Here is a 22,996-nt window from a genome sequence, read left to right on the forward strand (position 1 = left end):
TTCAAGCGTGGGCATCAACAACAGGGTCAACATTCATTTTCGAAGGTGGCGCTTAATCACCTTTCCGCCCTTACGGCGGGTCACTTTTTGTCAAACGCGACAAAAAGTAACCAAAAAACGCTGGCTCCTATCATCCGGCCCCTCCGCTACGCTCCGGGGTTCCCTCGCTACGGGCCTGCTCCCGGGAGTACGCGCTGCAGGCCCCATCCATGGGGCCTCAGCGCTTGACGGGCATCCATGCCCGTCACCTCCCTCCGCAGTCCCTCCGCTCGGCCTCCTGAAGTCGCAATCGGCGGCGCCTGAACTATTGCGCGCTTAAAAGCAAAAGCAAAAGCAACGGCAAGGCAAGGCAAGGCAAGGCAAGGCAAGGCAAGGCAAGGCAAGGCAAGACAGTTGGATGGTTCCGGGAACCTGGCGAATGTCAACGACCTCTCAATTCATAGGCCCTGTTAGGAGGTCGCCGCCCATGAAACACCTGACGCCTTGGTTATTGGCCGCCAGCCTGACGGCCTGCGGCGAAACCGCACTGCTGAATGTACTCGAAGGCAGTGGTCCAACGCCCCAGTTGCCCGCTCCAGTCAAGACCACCCTCCCAACGGTGAATATCGCCCCAGCAGTGGGCTGGCCCAAGGACGTCAAGCCCGAAGCAGCACCAGGCACTGAGGTGAAAGCGTTCGCCAGCGGGCTCGACCACCCTCGCTGGCTATACCTGCTACCCAACGGCGACGTACTGGTGGCCGAAACCAATGCCCCGCCCAAGCCCGAAGATGGCAAGGGCCTGCGCGGTTGGGTAATGAAGAAGGTGATGAAGCGGGCAGGTGCAAGCGTGCCCAGCGCCAACCGCATTACCCTGCTGCGTGATGCCGACCACGACGGCGTCGCCGAAATCCGAACGACCTTCATCGAAGAGCTCAACTCACCGTTCGGCATGGCCCTGGTCGGCAAGGACCTCTACGTGGCCAACACCGACAGGTTGCTGCGCTTTCACTATGAGCCCGGTGCCATGCAAATTCGCAATGAAGGCCAACCGGTGGTCGAGTTGCCAGGCGGGCCGCTCAATCACCACTGGACCAAGAACGTGATCGCCAGCCCTGATGGCAGGAAGCTTTTCGTGACAGTAGGCTCCAACAGCAACGTAGGCGAAAACGGTATGGACAAGGAACAGGGACGCGCCGCGATCTGGGAAGTGGACCCCACCAGCGGCCAGCACCGCCTGTTCGCCACCGGTCTGCGCAACCCTAACGGCCTGGCCTGGGAGCCGCACAGCGGTGCGTTGTGGACGGCAGTCAACGAGCGTGACGAGATCGGCAGCGATCTGGTACCGGATTACATCACTTCCGTCAAGGACGGCGGTTTCTATGGCTGGCCCTACAGCTACTATGGCAGCCACGTGGACGAGCGAGTGCAACCGCCAGCGCCTGAAAAAGTGGCCCAGGCGCTGGTGCCCGACTACGCAGTGGGTCCACACACGGCATCGCTGGGGCTGGCATTCGCCGAACCGAACGGGCTACCACCGCCCTTCGAACAAGGGGCATTCGTGGGCCAGCACGGGTCGTGGAACCGCAAGCCACACAGTGGCTACAAGGTGATTTTCGTACCGTTCGACCCGTCAGGAAAACCCTCGGGCAAGCCGGTGGACCTGCTTACCGGGTTTCTTGATCAGCATGGCAAGGCCCAAGGGCGCCCGGTCGGCGTAATCACCGACGGGCGTGGCGGCGTGCTGGTGGCCGATGATGTCGGCAATGTGGTCTGGCGAGTGAGCAAAGCCCCGCCTGTCCTCAGGGGTTCTGCGCCAGATGCCCTTGCGGAATGACCCGCTTGGCCTGCAGGTAAGCCTTGGCCCAGTAGCTGTTGGACAGGTAGTCCAGGCGCACCGTGCCACCGCTGGAAGGTGCATGCACGAAGCGCCCCTCCCCCACATATATGCCGGCATGGCTGACCTGCGAGCCGCCATTGGTGGCGAAGAACACCAGGTCGCCGGACTGCAGCGACTTGGCATCCACGGTTGGCGCGCGCATGACGATCATCTCACGCGTAGAACGCGGCAGGCTTATGCCCGCAGCATCACGGTAGACGTACTTGATCAAGCCACTGCAATCGAAACCGGAATCCGGCGTGTTGCCGCCCCAGCGATAAGGCGTACCCACCAGGCCGATAGCACGCATCAGCACGTCATCGGCAATCGGCGAAGGGCTGGGCTGGCTATAGGTTACCTGCGGCTGTACCACAGGGGCCGGCGCAGGCGCACGGCTGGAGCAGGCAGCCAGCAAGGCTGCCAAGGAGAGAAATGCGAAGCGCGCCATCTTTACCATGGCCAGAACATCCTGTCTGAGTCCGCTGGGCCGCAGCCGAAAAGAATTGAGAATTTAGATTAGACGCTTTCTATAAATGCGCACGGCGGCGAGCTTTTTTCAAAGCATCGCCGCCGCGGCAGGATATATCATTTTGCTATCAGTTGCGCGCGATATTGGTGGTCGGCGCCATGGCCAAGGCACGCTTGGCTTCGATGAAGGTCTTGCTCCAGTAGCGGTCACCGAGGCTGTCGATACGCACGCCACCACTGCGGCGGCTGCTGGAGTGGATGAACTGGTTGTCACCCAGGTAGATACCGGCATGGCTGACGCGGCCGCGCCCGTTGGTGCTGAAGAACAGCAGGTCACCCGGCTTGAGCTTGTTGCGGGCCACCTTCGGGGCATCGACGTTGATCATTTCACGCGTGGAACGCGGCAGGGTAACGCCCGCCTCTTCGCGGAACAGGTAGCCGATGAAACCACTGCAGTCGAAGCCGGACTTCTCCGAGGTACCACCGAAGCGGTAGCGGGTACCGATAAGCGACATGCCGCGCTCGAGAATGCTGTCAGCCAGCGCTGGCAGTTGGTAAGGCTTGCTGCTGGAGAAGGCCTCCAGGTCATCTTCGGTGGCCAGTTCTTCCGGCTCGCCGAATACCGACGAGGAAGAGGCTTTGGCCTTGAACGCCGATTGTGCGGCGATCGGGGTTTGATCCTGGGACTGCGCCTCTGGATGAGAAGCTGGGCCTTGGGCCGCGCAGCCAAAAAGCAGGGTCACGAGTGCGAGTGGCACGAGGGGTGCGAAGCGCTTCAGCATGGGCACGACCGTGTCTGTAATCCTTTAGAAGGGTGAAACTATGCCCTCTATCATGGCCATTTGCAAATTTTATCGAAAAAGATGTGACTTTTTTGTTTTGCCGCTCTGGCCCAGCGTTTTCGGGGTTACCAGCCCAGGGTTTCCTTGAGGAAAGGGATGGTGAGCTTGCGTTGTGCCTGCAACGAGGCCTGATCGAGGCGTTCGAGCAGGTCGAACAACGCACTCATGCTGCGCGCACCGCGGGTGAGGATGAAGTGGCCGACTTCGTCGGTAAGGTGCAGGCCGCGGCGCGAAGCACGCAGTTGCAGGGCTCGCAGCTTGTCTTCATCGGACAGGCCACGCATCTGGAACACCAGGGCCAGGGTCAGCCGCGACTTCAGGTCGGGTAGCTTGATCGGCAGTTCGCGCGGCGATGCCGAGGCAGCCAGCAGCAGGCGCCTGCCGCTGTCACGCAGGCGGTTGAACAGGTGGAACATGGCCTCTTCCCAGTCAGCCTTGCCGGCGATCACGTGCAGGTCGTCGATGCACACCAGTTCGTACTGGGCCAGGTAGTCGAGCAGCCCTACGCCACGATCGAGCAATTGCGCCAGCGGTAGGTAGACGGCTGGCTCGCCGCGTTGCTGGAAGCGGTGGGTAGCGGCCTGTAGCAGGTGGGTACGGCCAACACCTTGCTTGCCCCACAGGTAGATAAGGCTCTCGGTCCAGCCGGCGTCGGCTTCGCATAGCCGCTCGACGTAGCCCAACGCCGCGGCATTGGCGCCCGGATAGTAGTTGATGAAGGTGGCGTCATCGCGCAGGCGCACACCCAGGGGCAACTGGATCGGTGGTTTCATGCTCGCGGGCGGTCGACAGGACCGCAGGGGGCCTTTGGTGAACAATGTGCAAAGTCTATACCCGCAGCGCGGGGTGCACAATCACGGCTGCGGATAGCACAAGTAAAATCAACAGGTTGCGCCATTATGGGGCTGCGTTGCAGCCCCCAGGATCACAACTCCGGGTCGATATCCCCGGCATACATGTCCGATTCCTTGTACAGGTCATGCACATGCCGCAGCAGCACCATGATCACCGCCGCCACCGGTAACGCCAGCAACACCCCGGTAAAGCCGAACAGCTCACCGCCAGCCAGGATCGCGAAAATCACCGCCACCGGGTGAAGGCCGATACGGTCGCCGACCAGCAGCGGGGTCAGCACCATGCCTTCCAGCGCCTGCCCGACCATGAACACCGCGACGATGCCCAGCATCGGGTACAGGTCGCCGCCGAACTGGAACAGGCCAGCCACCAAGGCAGCACCGATGCCGATGATGAAGCCCATGTACGGCACGATGGCAGCCAACCCGGCGAGCATGCCGATCAGCAGCCCCAGTTCCAGTCCCACCAGCATCAGCCCGGCCGAATAGATGATGCCCAGGGCCACCATCACCATCAATTGCCCGCGCACGAACGCCCCCAGCACCTCATGACATTCGCCCGCCAGGCCCATCACTTGCGGCTCACGCTGGCGCGGCAGCAGGCCGCGCAGCTTGGCCATCATCAGGTCCCAATCGCGCAGCAGATAGAAACCCACCACCGGGATCAGCACCATGTTGGCCAGCCAGGCCATCAGCGCCAGGCCCGAGGCGGTGGCATGGGACAACAGCACGCCGACGATATCGGTGGTCTGGCCCATGTGCGTGCCGATCGCGGCCTTGATCTTGTCGAACTTCCAGAAACCGTCAGCCAGGCCCAGGCGGCTCTGCACCCAGGGCAGCGCCACGTGCTCGAGCCAGTCGAGCATCTGCGGCGCCAGTTCGTACAGGCGCACCAGCTGCTTTGCCAGCAGCGGCACCAACACCAGCAGCAACGCCAGCAACAGCAAGGTGAACAGGCCGAAAACCACCACCACGCCCCAGGTGCGCGACAGCCCCAGGCGCTCCAGGCGGTCGACCAGCGGGTCGGCCAGGTAGGCCAGCAGGATGCCGACCAGGAACGGGGTAAGAATGTTGTGCAGGCTGTAAAGCAGCACAGCGACCAGCAGGGCAACGCCCAGCCAGATCCAACGACGTACGTCGGTCACGGTGTGCTCCCCTTACCAGCGAAAACGCAAACCGTCGAACGGCTTGGGTGCTGGCTGGGCCGGCACTGGTTGCCCGGCGCCGGCAGCGTCTGCCGGAGCTGGAGGGGGCTGCACAGCGGGCGCCTGCTCTACCGGCACTTCCTGCAGCTTGGCCAGGCCAAGCTGGGCGCGCAGCTGCTCGCGGTTGGCGGTCACGCCGTAGGTCAAGGTGCTGCCTTCAGCGACTCGCAGGCGCGGGCCAAAGGGTTCGAGCACGCGGGCCAGTTCGGCATAGCGCTGCAGGTTCATCCCTTGCACTTGCACCTGCAACTGGCTGCTGGCACCCGGGCGGGTGACGTAGCGCGGGGCCAGGCGGCTGCTGAGCGCCAGCATCACGGCGTCGGCCAACGCTGCCGGGTCGGCACCCTCGGCAGTACCTTGTTCACGCTGGTCGCCCAGCCACAGCTGCCATTTGCCTTGCCACTTGCCGTCGGCTTCCCGGGCATGCACTGCCAGCAAGGCATCCGCGCCGTAGCGCCCTGAGGCTTCGCGCAGCGCCGCAGGGTCGCTGCCTTCGATCTGCTCGGCATTGGCCACCAGTTGCTCCTGCAGGTCGGCCAGCGGCAGGCGCAACGGCAGGCCGCGGTGCTGGGCGGCACGACGCAGGGGTTGGGCACTGGCCTGGCCGTCACCGACCAGGTTGCTGCCTTCGACACTGTCGTTCAGCCACCAGCCAAGGATCGAGGGGCGGTTGCTGCTCCACAAGGCCAGGCCGGCCTTGCGCAAGGCCCGTTCGGTACTGCCAGGGTCGAACTCGACCAGCACCGACTCGGGTGGCCCGGCTTCGCTGGCGACCTGATTGATGATTTGCTGCGGGTCCTTGCGCAGCCCGGCCAATGCCGGGCTTTGCGCTGCCTTGGGGTCGCCGGTAAGGCGCGTTACCAGGGTATCGAGGGCCTGGGCGGTAGCCGCGGCACGGGCTTCGGCGCCCTGCCCGGATACCGGTTCCCGCACCTGGTACAGGCCGGAGACGCTTTCAGCCTGGGCAGTGGCCGAGATCATGGCCAGGCAACCGACTGCCAGAATATTGAAGAGACGCATGGAGGATTCCTGTCCACTTACCGCAATGCCTATACCTTATACATGGGGGCGCAAGGTAACCAGTCGCGAGCATGAAAGATTGGTTGCGGAAATTGCCGGGGAGATGTGATGGGTCTGACAGGTGTTCGCCGCAACAGGTTCAGCACCTGCGCGTGCATGGCGCAGCCCTTGTGGCGTACACCCCCGACTTTTTACCTATTTTCATGCCCTGCCCGTCGGCCTGAGGATGGCCGCTGCCCGGCAACCCTGATAAAATCGCGCGCCTTCACAGACCACTGACGTTTCAGGCAGCCGCCGCTTACCAGCCGGCCTTGGCCGTCATGGTCGTTTTTAAGAATCCCTCCCTCCTAAAGGCCTGGATCAATGAGCAAGCAACCCTCCCTGAGCTACAAGGACGCCGGTGTAGACATCGACGCCGGCGAAGCACTGGTCGAACGCATCAAGGGCGTGGCAAAACGCACCGCACGCCCTGAAGTCATGGGTGGCCTGGGCGGCTTCGGCGCCCTCTGCGAGATCCCGGCCGGCTACAAGCAGCCGGTGCTGGTCTCCGGCACCGACGGCGTCGGCACCAAGCTGCGCCTGGCACTGAACCTGAACAAGCACGACAGCATCGGCCAGGACCTGGTCGCCATGTGCGTCAACGACCTGGTAGTGTGCGGCGCCGAGCCGCTGTTCTTCCTCGACTACTATGCCACCGGCAAACTGAACGTCGACGTGGCCGCCACCGTGGTTACCGGCATCGGTGCCGGTTGCGAACTGGCCGGCTGCTCGCTGGTCGGCGGTGAAACCGCCGAAATGCCTGGCATGTATGAAGGCGAAGACTACGACCTGGCCGGCTTCTGCGTCGGCGTGGTGGAAAAGGCCGAGATCATCGACGGCTCCAAGGTTGCCACTGGTGACGCACTGATCGCCCTGCCGTCCTCCGGCCCGCATTCCAACGGCTACTCGCTGATCCGCAAGATCCTCGAAGTGTCCGCCACCGACATCGAGAACACCCAGCTCGACGGCAAGCCACTGACCGACCTGCTGATGGCGCCGACCCGCATCTACGTCAAGCCGCTGCTGCAGCTGATCAAGAACACCGGCGCGGTCAAGGCCATGGCCCACATCACTGGCGGCGGTCTGCTGGACAACATCCCGCGCGTACTGCCGGCCAACGCCCAGGCGGTCATCGACGTGGCCAGCTGGCAGCGTCCGGCGGTGTTCGACTTCCTGCAGGAAAAAGGCAACGTCGACGAGCATGAAATGCACCGCGTGCTGAACTGCGGCGTCGGTATGGTCATCTGCGTGGCCCAGGATCAGGTAGAAGCTGCCCTGAACGAACTGCGCGCCGCTGGCGAGCAGCCATGGGTGATCGGCCACATCGCCGAAGCCGCTGAGGGCGCCGCCCAGGTCGACCTGCAGAACCTCAAGGCACACTGATGCCAAGCAATACCTGCAATGTAGTGGTACTGCTGTCGGGCTCCGGCAGCAACCTGCAAGCCCTGATCGACAGTTGCCAAGGCCAGGAAAGCCCGGTGCGCATCCGTGCGGTGGTTTCCAACCGCGCCGATGCCTACGGCCTGCAACGCGCCGCGGCGGCCGGCATCGACAGCGTCGTGCTCGAGCACACCCAGTTCGACGGGCGTGAAGCCTTCGATGCCGCGCTGATGGCGCGCATCGACGCTTTCGCCCCGGACCTGGTGGTGCTGGCCGGTTTCATGCGCATCCTAAGTGGCGACTTCGTGCGCCACTACCAGGGCCGCCTGCTCAACATCCACCCGTCGCTGCTGCCCAAATACAAGGGCCTGCATACCCACCGCCGGGCGCTGGAGGCAGGCGACGCCGAGCACGGCTGCAGCGTACACTTCGTTACTGAGGAACTCGATGGCGGCCCACTGGTCGTACAGGCTGTGGTACCGGTGGCGCCAGACGACACCGTTGAAAGCCTGGCCCAGCGGGTACACCGCCAGGAACACCTGATTTACCCGCTGGCGGTGCGCTGGTTCGCCGAAGGGCGCTTGCGCCTTGGCGAACAGGGTGCATTACTGGATGGCCAGCCCCTGGCGGCCAGCGGTCACTTGATTCGATCCTAGGAGAACTTATGCGTCGCGCCCTGCTCTTGGCTCTCGCCGTGCTCGCCCTGCCCCTCCAGGCAGCTGATCTGAAGCCTTTCTCGGCCAGCTATACCGCAGACTGGAAGCAACTGCCCATGAGCGGCACCGCCGAGCGCAGCCTGGTCAAGAATGCCAACGGTACCTGGGACCTTAACTTCAAGGCTTCCATGATGATCGCCAGCCTGACCGAGCAAAGCACCCTGCGTCTGGACAACGACACCCTGCTGCCGCAGAAATACCACTTCGAGCGTGGCGGCCTGGGCAAGGCCAAGAAAGTCGACCTGAGCTTCGACTGGAACAACAAGAAGGTCACCGGCAGCGACCGTGGCGATGCCATCAGCCTGCCGCTGAACCGCGGCGTGCTGGACAAGTCGTCCTACCAGCTGGCCCTGCAGCATGACGTGGCCGCCGGCAAGAAGAGCATGACTTATCAGGTGGTCGACGGTGACGAGATCGACACCTACGACTTCCGCGTGCTGGGCACCGAAAAGGTCACTACCAAGACCGGCCAGGTCGATGCGGTGAAGGTCGAGCGCGTGCGCGACCCAAGCCAGAGCAAGCGCATCACCGAGCTGTGGTTCGCCAAGAACTGGGACTACCTGCTGGTGCAACTGCGCCAGGTCGAGACCGATGGCAAGGAATACGTGATCGTGTTGCAGGATGGCACGGTCGATGGCAAGCCGGTGAAGGGCAACTGAGCCAGCGCTGCCAGCATTACCCGAAGCCCCGCCTTGTGCGGGGCTTTTTTCTGCCTGACGTTTCTGTCCTGTCTGTACCGGCGATAGGGCCAGCCGAGGCAATACACCTTCCAGCTTCATGAAACTTGTTTCATGCCCGTTTTATTTACTTAGCCTGCTAACAAACTCTATAAAGAGGTTGTGCGACACAGTGTCGCAGCCAACTGAAGCAGTGGAGTTTGACGATGACAGTCCAAGTAACCGAACGCGACGAATCGAAAATGTCCCACGAAGGCCTGGCCGCTGGTGTGCGGATCTGGGATGTGCACCAACAGGGCCAGCTGGTGGGGATGTTCCACAATGAACATGAAGCGCACCAGTACCGTACAGAGCTGGAAAACCTGGAAAACCAGCGCGCCTCGCAATGACCCACCTTCAAATGAAAAACCCCGCCAAGGCGGGGTTTTTCGTGCTTACCACATCAGATCATCAGGGATCTTGTAGGCCGCATACGGGTCGTCCTCGTCCGCTTCCTCGACATGGGTATTCAGCAACAGGATACGGCTGGGATCGCGCTCCTGGATCTTTACCGCCGCCTCACGAGGGATCACCTCGTAACCGCCGCCAAACGACACCACGGCCAGCGCGCCATTGCTCAGCTTGGTCCGCATCAGGGCATTGACGGCAATGCGCTTGACCTTCTTGTCGTCGACGAAGTTGTAGTAGTCCTCGGTGTTCAACTTCGGCAGGCGAGTCGCTTCGATCAACTGCTTGATCTGCGCGGCGCGGGCCTTCTGCTCGGCTTTTTCCTGCTGCTGGCGGTTCAGTTCCTGGTCACGCTTGGCTTTCTCGGCCATGGCTTCCTTGGCCATGCGCTGCTGGCTGTCGTCCACCTCGACCTGGCCTTTGTGCTCCAGGCGTTTCTGTTTCTTCTCGGCCTTGTTGGCCTGGGAAACCTGTTTCTGGTTGACCAGACCGGCTTTGAGCAGTTGGTCGCGAAGGGAAAGGCTCATGAATGTTCACTCACTTATGCAACAGCTCAGCCGCAGCTGGGCAGGTTCTTTTCCTGACGTTTGGCTTCACCCCAAAGGGCATCCAGTTCGTCAAGGTTACAATCTTCGATGGGTCGGCCACTGTCGCGCAATGCCTGTTCGATGAAGCGGAAACGCCGCTCGAACTTGCGGTTGGCACGGCGCAGGGCGTGTTCCGGGTCATGCTTGAGGTGGCGGGCCAGGTTCACGGCGGCAAACAGCAGGTCGCCGATTTCATCCTCGAGCGCATCGGCATCGCCGTCGGCCATGGCCTGCAGCACTTCGTCCAGCTCTTCGCGGACCTTGTCCAGCACCGGCAAAGCCGCAGGCCAGTCGAAACCGACCGTGGCTGCGCGCTTTTGCAGTTTGGCTGCCCGCGACAATGCCGGCAATGCCGCCGGCACGTCGTCGAGCAACGAGAGCTGTTCGGGCTGGCTCTTTTCTGCGCGTTCTTCGGCCTTGATCTCTTCCCAGCGCGACTTGACCTGGGCCTCGCTCAGGCTGGGAGTGTCCACCGGCGCATACAGCTCGCCGGTGGGGAACACATGCGGGTGACGGCGAATGAGCTTGCGGGTGATGCTGTCGACCACGCCGTCGAACTCGAAACGCCCTTCCTCACGTGCCAGCTGGCTGTAGTAGACCACCTGGAACAGCAGGTCGCCCAGCTCGCCTTGCAGGTGCTCGAAGTCTCCACGCTCGATGGTGTCGGCAACCTCGTAGGCCTCTTCGATGGTGTGAGGGACGATGCTCGCGTAGTTCTGCTTCAGGTCCCACGGGCAGCCGTACTGCGGGTCACGCAGTCGGGCCATGAGGTGCAGCAGGTCTTCGAGGGTGTAGGTCATGGTCAGCTATTCCTTGGCGGGGGCTTTGCCCCCGATCGCCGGCAAGCCAGCTCCCACAGGTATTGCACAGGACTTGAGACCTGCGGGGTACCTGTAGGAGCTGGCGTGCCGGCGATGGGCCGCACAGCGGCCCCAATCCAGATTATCAAGGGGTACGATTACGCCGCGTCTCGATGATGTTCGGCAACTGCGAGATCCGCCCCAGCAGGCGCCCCAGCGCATCCAGGCCTGGAATCTCGATGGTCAGCGACATCAGCGCGGTATTGTCTTCCTTGTTGGAGCGGGTGTTCACCGCCAGCACGTTGATCTTCTCGTTCAGCAGCACCTGCGATACATCGCGCAGCAAACCCGGGCGGTCGTAGGCACGGATGACGATGTCGACCGGGTAGGTCTGCACCGGAATCGGCCCCCAGCTGACCTGGATCATGCGCTCCGGCTCCTTGCCCGCCAACTGCAGCACCGAGGCGCAGTCCTGGCGGTGGATGCTCACGCCGCGGCCCTGGGTGATGTAGCCGACGATGGCGTCACCCGGCAGCGGCTGGCAGCAGCCGGCCATCTGCGTCAGCAGGTTGCCGACACCCTGGATCTGGATATCACCACGCTTGCCGGTACGCGGCCCGGTAGGCTTGCGTGGTACCAGTTCGATCTGCTCGATGCGCTCGGGCTCAAGCAGCTGCTGGGCGGCGTTGACCAGGTGCGCCAGGCGCAGGTCGCCGGCACCGAGCGAGGCGAACATGTCTTCCGCGGTCTTGACGTTGGTCTTCTCGGCCAAGCGCTCGAAATCCACCTGCGGCAGGCCCAGGCGACTGAGCTCGCGTTCGAGCAAGGTCTTGCCGGCAGCGACGTTCTGGTCGCGTGCCTGCAGCTTGAACCAGTGCACGATCTTGGCCCGGGCCCGCGAGGTGGTGACATAGCCCAGGTTGGAGTTCAACCAGTCACGGCTGGGGTTGCCGTGCTTGCTGGTGATGATTTCGACCTGCTCGCCGGTCTGCAGGCTGTAGTTGAGGGGCACGATGCGCCCGTTGATCTTGGCGCCGCGGCAGTTGTGGCCGATTTCGGTGTGCACGCGGTAGGCGAAGTCCAGCGGCGTGGCACCCTTGGGCAGGTCGATGGCATGGCCGTCCGGGGTGAACACGTAGACCCGGTCCGGCTCGATGTCGACCCGCAACTGCTCGGCCAGGCCACCGATGTCGCCCAGCTCTTCGTGCCACTCCAGCACCTGGCGCAGCCAGGAAATCTTCTCTTCGTAATGGTTGGAACTGGACTTGACGTCGGTGCCCTTGTAGCGCCAGTGGGCGCAAACACCCAGCTCGGCTTCCTCGTGCATGCCGTGGGTACGGATCTGCACTTCCAGCACCTTGCCCTCGGGGCCGATCACCGCGGTGTGCAGCGAGCGATAGCCGTTCTCCTTGGGGTTGGCGATGTAGTCGTCGAACTCCTTGGGGATATGCCGCCACAGGGTGTGCACGATGCCCAGCGCGGTGTAGCAGTCGCGGATTTCCGGCACCAGCACGCGTACCGCGCGCACATCGTAGATCTGGCTGAATTCCAGGCCTTTGCGCTGCATCTTGCGCCAGATCGAATAGATATGTTTCGCCCGGCCGCTGATGTCGGCCTTGACGCCAGTGGCCAGCAGCTCGTTCTGCAGCTGGTTCATCACCTCGCTGATGAAGCGCTCGCGGTCCAGCCGGCGCTCGTGCAGCAGCTTGGCAATCTGTTTGTACTGATCGGGCTCAAGGTAGCGGAAGGACAGGTCTTCCAGCTCCCACTTGATGTGGCCGATACCCAGGCGGTGGGCCAGTGGCGCATAGATGTCGAACACTTCGCGCGCGACGCGCAGGCGTTTCTCGTCGTCGGCGGCCTTGACCGCTCGGATCGCGCAGGTGCGCTCGGCCAACTTGATCAGCGCCACGCGCACGTCGTCGACCATGGCCACGAGCATCTTGCGCAGGTTCTCGACCTGCGCCTGCGAACCCAGCACCAGCGATTGGCGCGGGCTGAGGCTGGCGCTGATCGCAGCCATGCGCAGCACACCGTCGATCAGCTTGGACACCACCGGGCCGAAGCGCTGGCTGACCTCGGCCAGGGTCACCTTGCCCTCGCGCACCGAGCGGTAGATGACCGCCGCCACCAGGGAATCCTGGTCGAGCTTGAGGTCGGCGAGGATTTCGGCGATCTCCAGGCCCGCCTGGAAGCTGGACGTACCGTCCGCCCAGGAATGCTTGGCCGGGTTGCCCTTTTTCTCGACTTCATGGGCAAACTCGCAGGCCTCTTTCAGCGCTGCGCGATCCAGTGCCGAATCGACGCTTACCACATGGTCCAACCATGCTTCGAGATTGATACTGCCGTCGGTATTGACCGGCTGGTGCACTCTCACCTGTACCATCTTTGTTTTACCTTTCCATACAGCGCACCACGCGGGTGCGCTGGCGATCACCGTGCGGCCACCCTTCCGTGAAAGCCGCACCAAGGGGCCAGTCAGCTAGCCCGCTTCGAATAACGCCATGGCCTCGACATGCGCCGTCTGAGGAAACATGTCGAGAATCCCGGCCCTTTTTAACCGGTACCCCTGGCCGACCAGCACCTGGGCGTCTCGCGCCAGCGTGGCCGGGTTGCACGATACATAGACCAGTCTTCTGGCCTTGAGGCGGGCGATGCCTTGCACCACCTCGAAAGCACCGTCGCGCGGTGGATCCAAGAGTACCGCAGAAAAGCCCTCGGCGGCCCATCCGGCGCCCGCCAAAGGCTGCGATAAATCGGCCTGAAAAAACCGTGCGTTATGCACATTGTTGTTCCGGGCATTGGCTGCGGCCCGATCGACCATGGCCTGCACACCTTCGACTGCAACCACCTCACGCGCCTGCCGGGCCAGGGGCAGGGCGAAGTTGCCCAGGCCGCAGAACAGGTCCAGCACGCGCTCATCGGCCTGAGGTGCGAGCCAGGCCAGGGCCTGCTCGATCATCGCCGTGTTGACCTGGGCATTTACCTGCACGAAGTCACCTGGGCGCCAGGCCAGTTCCAGCTGCCAGGGCGCCAGGGCAAAGCCCAGTTGAGCGGCCGGGTCCACTGGCGCCGGCTCACCTTCGCCCTGCAGCCACAGCTGGGCATTGGCTTGCTGGCAGAACGCCTGGAGCCTGGCCTGGTCTTCAGCCGGCAACGGCGCAACATGGCGCACCAGCAGCGCTTCGGCAGTGCCGCTGAACAGCTCCACATGGCCCAGCGCCTGCGGCTTGCTCAGCGAGCGCAGCACGGTCGGCAAGTGGCGCAGAATCGATTGCAAGGGCTGTACCAGCACCGCGCAATCATCGATGGCAATGATGTCCTGGCTGGCTTCGGCACGGAAGCCGACCTCCAGCTGACGCGCCTTGGCGTCCCAGCGCACGGCCACGCGGGCACGGCGCCGGTAGCCGAACTCCGGCCCGCTCAGCGGTGCAGCCCATTCCTCGGGCTGCACGCCGGCCACCCGCTGCAGTTGCTCGGCCAGGGTGCGCTGCTTGAGCGCCAGCTGCGCTTCGTGCGGCAGGTGCTGCAGGTTGCAGCCACCGCAGCGCTCGTAATACCGGCACGGTGCCTGACGGCGCTCGGGGCTGGCCTGCAGCAGGCGCTCCAGGCGAGCCTCGACCACTTTGCCACGGGCATTGAGCACCCGCGCTTCCACGGCCTCGCCGGCCAGGGCGCCACTGACGAACCAGGTGCGCCCTTCGTGGAAGGCAATGCCCCGCCCGTCACCGGCCAGGCGCTCGATTTCCAGGCGCTGCTTCTTGCCGACCGGGACCTGGGGGCTGCGGTTGCCGCCGGCCGGCTGGAAGCGCAGGCCGCTGTTGCTTTTCTTCTTGGACATTTAGCTCGGGTCGAACAGGCCGGTGGACAGGTAACGGTCGCCGCGGTCGCAGATGATCGCGACCATCGTGGCATTTTCCACCTCACGGGACAGGCGCAGCATGGCCGCGACTGCACCACCGGAAGACACGCCGCAGAAAATGCCCTCTTCACGGGCAAGGCGGCGGGTGGTTTCCTCGGCTTCCTGCTGCGACATGTCGACCACGCGGTCGACACGGCTGGCGTCGAAGATTTTCGGCAGGTATTCCTCCGGCCAGCGGCGGATGCCCGGAATGGCCGAGCCTTCCATGGGTTGCAGGCCGATGATCTGCACCGCCGGGTTCTGTTCCTTGAGGTACTGCGAGCAGCCCATGATGGTACCGGTGGTACCCATGGAGCTGACGAAATGGGTGATGGTGCCCTGGGTCTGCTGCCAGATCTCGGGGCCGGTACTGTTGTAATGGGCGATGGGGTTGTCGCCGTTGGCAAACTGGTCCAGCACCAGGCCGCGGCCTTCGGCCTGCAGCTTCTCGGCCAGGTCACGGGCACCTTCCATGCCCTCTTCCTTGGTCACCAGGATCAGCTCGGCACCGTAGGCGGTCATGGCGGCCTTGCGCTCGGCGGTGGAGTTGTCGGGCATGATCAGGATCATCTTGTAGCCCTTGATCGCCGCAGCCATCGCCAGGGCGATGCCGGTGTTGCCGGAGGTGGCTTCGATCAGGGTGTCGCCGGGCTTGATCTGGCCGCGCAGTTCGGCGCGGGTGATCATCGACAGTGCCGGGCGGTCCTTCACCGAGCCGGCGGGATTGTTACCTTCGAGCTTGAGCAGAAGGGTATTGCTGGTTTCGCCAGCGATACGCTGCAGGCGAACCAGGGGCGTATTGCCGACGCAATCGGCGATGGTTGGGTACTGCAAGGTCATGGCGTATTTCACAATCCGGACGGCAGGGGTGCCTATCATACCGGCAAACCCTTCCCGGCCATATCACGCAATCTGTGGTGGATATAGCTACAAGCTATATCAATAGCCTGTACGGCCCTTTCGCGGGTGAACCTGTTCCCACAAGGACTTCACTGGCCTCAAGAGTAGTGATGAACCTGTGGGAGCGGGTTCACCCGCGAAGGGGCCGGCACATGTAATGGCAAGCGCATCCACAACCGCAGCCCGCGTTTGCCATTCTGCGCCCACAAGGTGCCCCCCTGGCGCTGGATGGCACTGCGGGCGATGCTCAGCCCCAGCCCGAACCCGCCGTCCCCGGGCCGCGAACCGTCCAGCCGCGAGAACGGTGCGAAGATCCGCTCCAGGTCTTCTTCAGCCACGCCACCGCCTTCGTCTTCCAGCCACAACCGCCAGTACCCGCCGTCACGCTGCCCACCGAGGCGCACCACACCATCGGCTGGCGAATGTCGAATGGCATTGCGTAACAGGTTCTCCAGCGCCTGGGCCAGGTGGTTCAGATTGCCCAGCACCCAGCAGTTGGCCGGCACTTCGCAGCGCAGCCGCGCGAGCGACCAGCCGCTTTCATAGCTGGCATTCTCGGCCAGCAGCTCCCACAACGCCTGCACCTCGATCGGCTCCAGGTTCATCGGCGCACGCTCGGCGTCCTGCCAGGCCAGTTGCAGGGTGTCCTCCACCAGTTGCTGCATGCAGTCCACCTCCCGTGTCAGGCGTTCACGCAGGCGCTGCAGGTCGGCTTCGCCATCACAGGCCACCCGCAGCCGGCTGAGTGGCGTACGCATTTCGTGGGACAGGTCACGCAACAACTGCTGCTGCATGGATACCGTGCCCTGCAGCCGCTCGGCCATCTGGTCGAAAGCTCGGGCCAGCTCGCCCAGCTCGTCATGCCGGGCGATGGTGCGTGGGTCGAGGCGAGCCGACAACTGGTCGGCGCGCCAGGCATTTGCCTGCTCGCGCAACTGATTCAACGGCACGATCAGCATGCGGTAAAGGCCCACGCACAAAAGCAGGGTGAACAGGCCGGGGATGATGCCGTTGGTGACGATGCGCCACAGCATGCGGTACTGGCCGGGGTTGAAGCGCTGCGGCAGTTCGATCACCAGCATGCCCTGCTCCGGAGCCCCCGGAAACGGTATGCGCAGCCACGGCTGCTCGACGCTGCGCCGACTCATCGGCCAGTCGACACCGCGCAGGCGGGTCAGCCGCTGCATGATCTGCGGGTCGAGGCTGGCGCTGTCCAGCGGCCGCAGGTTGAGGTCGAGAACGCCAACCCAGCCGCGTTCGCGCTGGTGCATCACTGCCACCCAACGGTCCAGCCCTGCCCGCCCACCACTGCGCCAGGCCTGCTCGGCCTCGGCAGCATAGCCACGCAAGGCCTGCCGCGCGGGTTCCGAGAGGAAGGCGTTCTGGGTTTCCATGTGGCGGCCCCAGGTGTAGCTGAGGCCGATCATCAGCAGGCAGAAGCCCACCAACAGGAACGCCAGCTTCCAGAACAGCGAATGGCGGTCGAGCATGGGTCACTCCGCCTCGCTGGCGCTGAGCACGTAGCCCTTGCCCCACACGGTACGGATCTGCCGTTCGTGATAGCCGATGCCCTTGAGCTTGCGGCGGATCTGGCTGACGTGCATGTCCAGGCTGCGGTCGTGCCGCGAATAGCCTCGCTGCAGCACTTGCTGGTAGAGGAACGGCTTGCTCAGCACTTCGTCGAGGTTGCGATTGAGGATGTCGAGCAGGCGGTATTCACTGGGAGTCAGGCCGGCCAGGCGACCATCCAGGCGCACATCGTACAGTGCCTCGTCGTATTGCAATTCGCCGCTGCCGGCACGCACCTGCGGGGTTTGATGGCGCCGCTCGAGCGCCACGCGGCGCAGGATGGCCTCGATGCGTACCTGCAGCTCGGCCATGCTGAACGGCTTGGGCAGGTAGTCGTCGGCGCCGCGCTGGAAACCGCTGATGCGGTCGGCCTCGGCGCCCAGCGCCGACATCAGGATCACCGGCGTGGCGCTGCGCTTGCGCAACTGCGCGAGGGCATCCAGACCGTTGAGCCCTGGCAGCAGGATGTCCATGAGCACCACGTCGAAAGCCTGGCGCCCCGCCGTTTCCAGGCCCTCCAGGCCATTGCGGCACCAGGTCACCTGGAAACCGCCGCGCTGCAGCTCTTCGTGCAGGTAGGCACCCAGGACCGGGTCATCCTCGATGGCAAGAATATTGGAGTTGTGAATAGCTACAGGATTCATTGGCAACTGCCATGCATTCTCAATTGCGCAATTATTGAGTATCCAGCGCCTGCCAGGCAACCGCCCTGCGACCAATGCCCCTGCAAGGGCGCAAAACACGTACTAAAGAGGTGCAATAGCGCGGCAGGCGGAGTAACTTCCCGGCTTGGCCGTCATCGCTTGACGGCGTCCAGGCACATCACAGGAGGCGAGTGTGCTCGATCGCTTGGGAATTCGCAGCCGGGTCCTGCTGCTGGCCCTGCTGCCGGCCGGCCTGATGGCCCTGGTGCTGGGTAGTTACTTTACCTGGCTGCAACAGAACGACCTGCGCACCCAGCTGCTGCAACGCGGCAAGATGATCGCCGAGCAACTGGCGCCGCTGGCCGCGCCCGCCATGGCCAAGCTGGCACCGGCGCAACTTGAGCGCATTGCCGCACAAACCCTGGAGCAGGCCGATGTGCGCGCAGTCGCCTTCCTGGCCCCGGACCGCACGCGCCTGGCCCACGCCGGCCCGAGCATGCTCAACCAGCCGCCCAGCGGCGGTACCGGCACCCAGCTGCTGCAACGCAGCGGCAATGACGCCACCCGCTACCTGATGCCGGTGTTCGGCCACCATCGCGACCTGGCCACCGATGCCGTGCCGGCCGAAGCCGAACGCCTGCTGGGCTGGGTCGAAATCGAGCTGTCCCACGACGGCACCCTGCTGCGCGGCTATCGCAACCTGTTCACCAGCCTGCTGCTGATCCTCGCCTGCCTGGTGCTCAGCGGCCTGCTGGCACTGCGCATGAGCCGCACCATCAACGACCCGATCAAGCGCATCAAGCACGCAGTCAACCAGCTAAAGGACGGCCACCTCGAGGAACGCCTGCCCGCCATGGGCAGCCATGAGCTGGACGAACTGGCGCGCGGCATCAACCGCATGGCCGAAACCCTGCACAATGCCCACGAAGAGCTGCAGCACAGCATCGACCAGGCCACCGAGGACGTGCGCCAGAACCTGGAAACCATCGAGATCCAGAACATCGAGCTGGACATGGCGCGCAAGGAAGCCCTGGAGGCCAGCCGCATCAAGTCGGAATTCCTGGCCAACATGAGCCACGAAATCCGCACCCCGCTCAACGGCATCCTCGGTTTCACCCACCTGCTGCAGAAAAGCGAGCTGACACCGCGCCAGCTGGACTACCTGAGCACCATCGAGAAGTCCGCCGACAACCTGCTGGGGATCATCAACGAGATCCTCGACTTCTCCAAGATCGAGGCCGGCAAGCTGGTACTCGACAGCATCCCGTTCAACCTGCGCGATCTGATCCAGGACACCCTGACCATCCTCGCCCCGGCTGCCCACGCCAAGCAGCTGGAGCTGCTCAGCCTGATCTACCGCGATACTCCATCGTCGCTGATCGGCGACCCGTTGCGCCTCAAGCAGATCCTTACCAACCTGGTCAGCAACGCCATCAAGTTCACCCGCGAAGGCACCATCGTCGTGCGCGCCATGCTCGAAGACGAGCACGAAGACAGTGCGCAGCTGCGCATCAGCGTACAGGACACCGGCATCGGTCTGTCGCCGCAGGATGTGCGGACACTGTTCCAGGCCTTCAGCCAGGCCGACAACTCGCTGGCCCGACAGCCCGGAGGCACAGGCCTGGGGCTGGTGATTTCCAAGCGCCTGATCGAGCAGATGGGCGGCGAAATCGGCGTCGACAGCACCCCGGGCGAGGGTTCGCAGTTCTGGATCAGCCTCAACCTGCCCAAGGCCGACGACGGTGTCGAGGAACTACCGCTGCAACCGCTGCTGGGCCGCCGCGCAGCCATCGTCGATGGCCACGAACTGGCGCGCCAGGCGTTGGAACACCAGCTGGAAGACTGCGGCCTCAGCGTCAGCCTGTTCGCCTCCTACGACCAGCTGCTGCAGGGCGTGCAGGCCGCCAACCAGGCCGGCCTGCCGTTCGAGTTCGCCGTGCTCGGGGCCAACCTTGGCAACCTGTCGCCCGAGCAGCTGGGCCATTACCACCAGCAGCTCGAGCGCTACCATTGCCAGTGCGTGGTGCTGTGCCCGACCACCGAGCAAGCGCTGTACCACCCGTACCTGCCCAACGGCCATGGCCAGTTGCTGTCCAAGCCGACCTGCACGCGCAAACTGCGCCGCCTGTTGCTGGAGCTGGTGCAACCGCGCCGTCCGCAGGGCGAGGTGAACAGCGTCAACGGCCAGCGCCAGCCGAAGATCCTCTGCGTCGACGACAACCCCGCCAACCTGCTGCTGGTCCAGACCCTGCTCGAAGACCTGGGCGCCGAGGTGCTGGCCGTCGACAACGGCTATGCGGCTGTGCAGGCGGTGCAGGACGAGCCGTTCGATCTGGTGCTTATGGATGTGCAGATGCCCGGCATGGACGGCCGCGCCTGCACCGAGCAGATCCGCCTGTGGGAAAACACCCAAAGCGGCAACCCGCTGCCGATCGTCGCCCTCACCGCCCACGCCATGGCCAACGAGAAGCGCGCGTTGCTGCACGGTGGCATGGACGACTACCTGACCAAGCCGATCAGTGAACGGCAGTTGGCCCAGGTGGTGATGAAATGGACCGGCCTGAGCCTGGGCGCGCCGCAGCAGGAACGCCTGGCCGAGCAACTGGCCAATGGTGATGACCTGAAGGTGCTGGACCCCGAGGAAGGCCTGCGCCTGGCCGCCGGCAAGGCGGACCTGGCGGCGGATATGCTGAGCATGCTGCTGACATCGCTGGAAGCCGACCGCGAAGCCATACGCGCTGCCCGCGAGGCCAACGACCGCAACGGCCTTATCGAACAGGTGCACCGCCTGAATGGCGCCTCGCGGTATTGCGGAGTACCGCAGTTGCGGGCCGCGTGTCAGCGCAGCGAAACCTTGCTCAAGCAGGAAAACCCGCTGGCTCAGCAGGCACTGGACGAACTGGATGCGGCAATCAACCGCTTGGCGGCGCAGGCCAGATTGAGCGCCTGAAGCCCGAGTACATTCTTTGTAGGAGCAGCGTTGTGCTGCGAAGAGGCCAGTACAGGCGATACATTAACGGCCGCCTCCACCGACCTCTTCGCAGCACAAGGCTGCTCCTACAAAGAAATTACCTGGCCGGCATGGATCAATATCGGGCAAACATCGCTGGCTACAATCCCCAGACCACTGCATAGGAAGCCCCACCATGCGCGCCCTGTTGTTCAGCAGCCAGCACTACGACCAGGAAAGCTTCACCCGGGCCGCCAGCGGCACCACCCTGGACCTGCACTTCCAGCCCGCCCGCCTGACCCTCGAAACCGCTGCCCTGGCCGATGGCTACGAGGTGGTCTGCGCCTTCATCAACGACGAACTCGACGCCCAGGTGCTGCAACGCCTGGCCGCGGGCGGCACACGCCTGGTCGCCCTGCGTTCGGCCGGCTACAACCACGTCGACCTGGCCGCCGCCCAGCGCCTGGGCCTGACCGTAGTGCGAGTGCCGGCCTACTCGCCGCACGCCGTGGCCGAACATGCCGTGGCGCTGATCCTGGCCCTGAACCGGCGCCTGCACCGGGCCTACAACCGCACTCGCGAGGGTGACTTCACCCTGCACGGGCTGACCGGCTTCGACCTGCACGGCAAGACCGTCGGCGTGGTCGGTACCGGCCAGATCGGCACCGCCTTTGCCCGTATCATGGCCGGTTTCGGCTGCCAGTTGCTGGGCTATGACCCTTACCCCAACCCCGAGCTGCTGGCCTTGGGCGCGCGCTACCTGCCATTGCCCGAGTTGCTGCGCGAAGCCCGCATCATCAGCCTGCACTGCCCGCTGACCGAACACACCCGGCACCTGATCAATGCACAAAGCCTGGCCCAATTGCAGCCCGGCGCCATGCTGATCAACACCGGCCGCGGCGCGCTGGTCGACACCCCGGCGCTGATCGACGCGCTGAAGAGCGGCCAGCTCGGCTACCTGGGCCTGGACGTCTACGAAGAAGAAGCCCAGCTGTTCTTCGAAGACCGCTCCGACCTGCCGCTGCAGGACGACGTACTGGCCCGCCTGCTGACCTTCCCAAACGTGATCATCACCGCCCACCAGGCGTTCCTTACCCGCGAGGCGCTGGATGCCATCGCCGCCACCACGCTGGACAACATCAACCGCTGGGCGGCAGGCGATCCACAGAATCTGGTGACGGGTTAGTGCTAGGATACGCGGCATTTCTGGAGGACCCATGGTCGAGCACGATTTCCGCTACACCCTTTTCAACCCGCAACACACCCTGATCGAGTGCCGCGCACTGGTGCCTGGCCGCTACCAGGTCACCGGCAACGGCGGCTCGATGCACAAAGGCGACACCCTGCTGGTTACCCTCAAAGGCAGCAAGGACTTGTCCATGCGCCTGACAGTGGAGAGCGTGCGTCACTTGATCAACCCGCGCGGCCAGTGGGTTGCCGTGGCCAGCGGCCCGGTGTTCCACGAGCTGGAAATCCTCACCTGGCAGGTTGCGTGCGACAGCTGCGACGCCGTGCTGGACTTCGAGTTCGCGGTGGACGCCAAGCTGGGCAAGAAAGCCCGCCAGCCTGCCGCCAACGCGCGTGTTGCCGAGCTGGGCTGGGCCAGCCGTGGCGAAAAACACCTGTGCCCGCGTTGCCAGGAGAGTGCCGAGTGAAGAACCTGCTGACCGGCGTGCTGGTTGCCACCGCCCTGCTCGGCTGCGCCGCTGAACCTTCGAAACTGCAGCAGGAGCGCAGCTACGTGCTGGAGTGGATTGGCGAGCGGCCGCTGATCGATTACAGCCACCTCACCCTGACCCTGGCCAGCGATGGCCGTGCCTATGGCAACGGCGGCTGCAACCATTGGTTTGCGCCGTACACACTGGACGGCGAGCATCTGAGCTTCGGCAAGGTCGGCAAAACCCGCAAGCTCTGCGCACCGGCGTTGATGGAGCAGGAAAAGCGCTTCCTGCAGGCGCTGGAAACAGTTCAGCGCTGGGATGTGTCGCCTATCGAGCAGATGCGTTTCTGGCCGGCCGAAGGCAAGCCGCTGCGCTTCTGGCCTGAGGAAGGCTGAATCGCTATTGCCTGTACCGGCCCTATCGCCGGCAAGCCAGCTCCCACAGGTACTGCACAGCATATGAACCCTGTGCAGTACCTGTG

21 protein-coding genes are annotated in these 22,996 nt (G+C 63.9%); 9 read left to right on the forward strand and 12 right to left on the reverse strand.

Annotated elements, in window-relative coordinates:
- The first annotated feature begins 466 nt into the window (after positions 1-466).
- Positions 467-1,813, forward strand: coding sequence for a PQQ-dependent sugar dehydrogenase (locus ACK1U9_RS23430; RefSeq protein WP_449110215.1), 1,347 nt, complete (start codon positions 467-469; stop codon positions 1,811-1,813).
- Here ACK1U9_RS23430 and ACK1U9_RS23435 read toward each other — a convergent pair.
- From ACK1U9_RS23435 to ACK1U9_RS23455, 5 genes are all read right to left on the reverse strand, one after another.
- A complete protein-coding gene (locus ACK1U9_RS23435) occupies positions 1,779-2,312 on the reverse strand; it encodes a C40 family peptidase (RefSeq protein ID WP_046616665.1) in 534 nt (177 codons plus the stop codon). The genes ACK1U9_RS23430 and ACK1U9_RS23435 overlap by 35 nt on opposite strands.
- A 139-nt stretch (positions 2,313-2,451) precedes the next feature.
- The gene (locus ACK1U9_RS23440; RefSeq protein ID WP_108480672.1) at positions 2,452-3,105 is read right to left on the reverse strand and encodes a C40 family peptidase; all 654 of its coding nucleotides are present in this window, start codon (positions 3,103-3,105) and stop codon (positions 2,452-2,454) included.
- 125 nt (positions 3,106-3,230) lie between these two features.
- The gene (gene hda / locus ACK1U9_RS23445; protein ID WP_013971369.1) at positions 3,231-3,938 is read right to left on the reverse strand and encodes a DnaA regulatory inactivator Hda; all 708 of its coding nucleotides are present in this window, start codon (positions 3,936-3,938) and stop codon (positions 3,231-3,233) included.
- Between the two features lie 152 nt (positions 3,939-4,090).
- The gene (locus ACK1U9_RS23450) at positions 4,091-5,164 is read right to left on the reverse strand and encodes an AI-2E family transporter (RefSeq protein ID WP_046616663.1); all 1,074 of its coding nucleotides are present in this window, start codon (positions 5,162-5,164) and stop codon (positions 4,091-4,093) included.
- A 12-nt stretch (positions 5,165-5,176) separates the two neighbouring features.
- The gene (locus ACK1U9_RS23455; protein ID WP_108480673.1) at positions 5,177-6,244 is read right to left on the reverse strand and encodes a DUF2066 domain-containing protein; all 1,068 of its coding nucleotides are present in this window, start codon (positions 6,242-6,244) and stop codon (positions 5,177-5,179) included.
- A 363-nt stretch (positions 6,245-6,607) separates the two neighbouring features.
- Between ACK1U9_RS23455 and purM the strand changes: the two genes are divergently transcribed.
- The 4 genes from purM (at position 6,608) to ACK1U9_RS23475 (ending at position 9,445) form a co-directional block, all read left to right on the forward strand.
- Positions 6,608-7,666: a phosphoribosylformylglycinamidine cyclo-ligase gene (gene purM / locus ACK1U9_RS23460; RefSeq protein WP_046616661.1), complete on the forward strand. Its 1,059-nt coding sequence runs from the start codon at positions 6,608-6,610 to the stop codon at positions 7,664-7,666.
- Positions 7,666-8,319, forward strand: a complete 654-nt coding sequence (purN, locus tag ACK1U9_RS23465) for a phosphoribosylglycinamide formyltransferase (RefSeq protein ID WP_046616660.1) — start codon at positions 7,666-7,668, stop codon at positions 8,317-8,319. Before purM ends, purN begins: the two co-directional genes overlap by 1 nt.
- Before the next feature lie 8 nt (positions 8,320-8,327).
- On the forward strand, positions 8,328-9,038 hold the full coding sequence (locus tag ACK1U9_RS23470; RefSeq protein ID WP_046616659.1) for a DUF3108 domain-containing protein: 711 nt from the start codon (positions 8,328-8,330) through the stop codon (positions 9,036-9,038).
- Positions 9,039-9,262: 224 nt separating this feature from the next.
- Positions 9,263-9,445 (forward strand): hypothetical protein, encoded by a 183-nt coding sequence (locus tag ACK1U9_RS23475; protein WP_046616658.1) that lies wholly within the window; start codon positions 9,263-9,265, stop codon positions 9,443-9,445.
- A 45-nt stretch (positions 9,446-9,490) separates the two neighbouring features.
- Here ACK1U9_RS23475 and ACK1U9_RS23480 read toward each other — a convergent pair whose 3' ends face one another.
- From ACK1U9_RS23480 to ACK1U9_RS23510, 7 genes are all read right to left on the reverse strand, one after another.
- Positions 9,491-10,030, reverse strand: a complete 540-nt coding sequence (locus tag ACK1U9_RS23480; RefSeq protein ID WP_046616657.1) for a DUF2058 domain-containing protein — start codon at positions 10,028-10,030, stop codon at positions 9,491-9,493.
- Positions 10,031-10,056: 26 nt separating this feature from the next.
- A complete protein-coding gene (mazG, locus tag ACK1U9_RS23485) occupies positions 10,057-10,890 on the reverse strand; it encodes a nucleoside triphosphate pyrophosphohydrolase (protein ID WP_025338013.1) in 834 nt (277 codons plus the stop codon).
- A 145-nt stretch (positions 10,891-11,035) separates the two neighbouring features.
- The gene (gene relA, locus ACK1U9_RS23490) at positions 11,036-13,276 is read right to left on the reverse strand and encodes a GTP diphosphokinase (RefSeq protein ID WP_015269231.1); all 2,241 of its coding nucleotides are present in this window, start codon (positions 13,274-13,276) and stop codon (positions 11,036-11,038) included.
- A 96-nt stretch (positions 13,277-13,372) separates the two neighbouring features.
- Positions 13,373-14,731: a 23S rRNA (uracil(1939)-C(5))-methyltransferase RlmD gene (gene rlmD, locus ACK1U9_RS23495; RefSeq protein WP_046616656.1), complete on the reverse strand. Its 1,359-nt coding sequence runs from the start codon at positions 14,729-14,731 to the stop codon at positions 13,373-13,375.
- Positions 14,732-15,631, reverse strand: a complete 900-nt coding sequence (cysM, locus tag ACK1U9_RS23500) for a cysteine synthase CysM (RefSeq protein WP_023662461.1) — start codon at positions 15,629-15,631, stop codon at positions 14,732-14,734.
- A gap of 158 nt (positions 15,632-15,789) precedes the next feature.
- On the reverse strand, positions 15,790-17,181 hold the full coding sequence (locus ACK1U9_RS23505; protein WP_085602063.1) for a sensor histidine kinase: 1,392 nt from the start codon (positions 17,179-17,181) through the stop codon (positions 15,790-15,792).
- A 3-nt stretch (positions 17,182-17,184) separates the two neighbouring features.
- Positions 17,185-17,904 (reverse strand): response regulator transcription factor, encoded by a 720-nt coding sequence (locus tag ACK1U9_RS23510; RefSeq protein WP_085602064.1) that lies wholly within the window; start codon positions 17,902-17,904, stop codon positions 17,185-17,187.
- A 193-nt stretch (positions 17,905-18,097) separates the two neighbouring features.
- Here ACK1U9_RS23510 and ACK1U9_RS23515 point away from each other — a divergent pair, with 193 nt between their 5' ends.
- From ACK1U9_RS23515 to ACK1U9_RS23530, 4 genes are all read left to right on the forward strand, one after another.
- Positions 18,098-20,854, forward strand: coding sequence for a response regulator (locus ACK1U9_RS23515; RefSeq protein ID WP_085602065.1), 2,757 nt, complete (start codon positions 18,098-18,100; stop codon positions 20,852-20,854).
- A gap of 196 nt (positions 20,855-21,050) precedes the next feature.
- The gene (locus ACK1U9_RS23520; RefSeq protein ID WP_322493245.1) at positions 21,051-22,040 is read left to right on the forward strand and encodes a 2-hydroxyacid dehydrogenase; all 990 of its coding nucleotides are present in this window, start codon (positions 21,051-21,053) and stop codon (positions 22,038-22,040) included.
- A gap of 31 nt (positions 22,041-22,071) precedes the next feature.
- Complete coding sequence (locus tag ACK1U9_RS23525) at positions 22,072-22,509, forward strand: hypothetical protein (RefSeq protein WP_046616651.1); 438 nt, start codon at positions 22,072-22,074, stop codon at positions 22,507-22,509.
- Entirely contained in the window at positions 22,506-22,910 is a 405-nt protein-coding gene (locus tag ACK1U9_RS23530) for an META domain-containing protein (RefSeq protein WP_085602067.1), read from the forward strand. Before ACK1U9_RS23525 ends, ACK1U9_RS23530 begins: the two co-directional genes overlap by 4 nt.
- Positions 22,911-22,996 lie beyond the last annotated feature (86 nt).

The organism is Pseudomonas sp. XP1 (genome assembly GCF_053557675.1).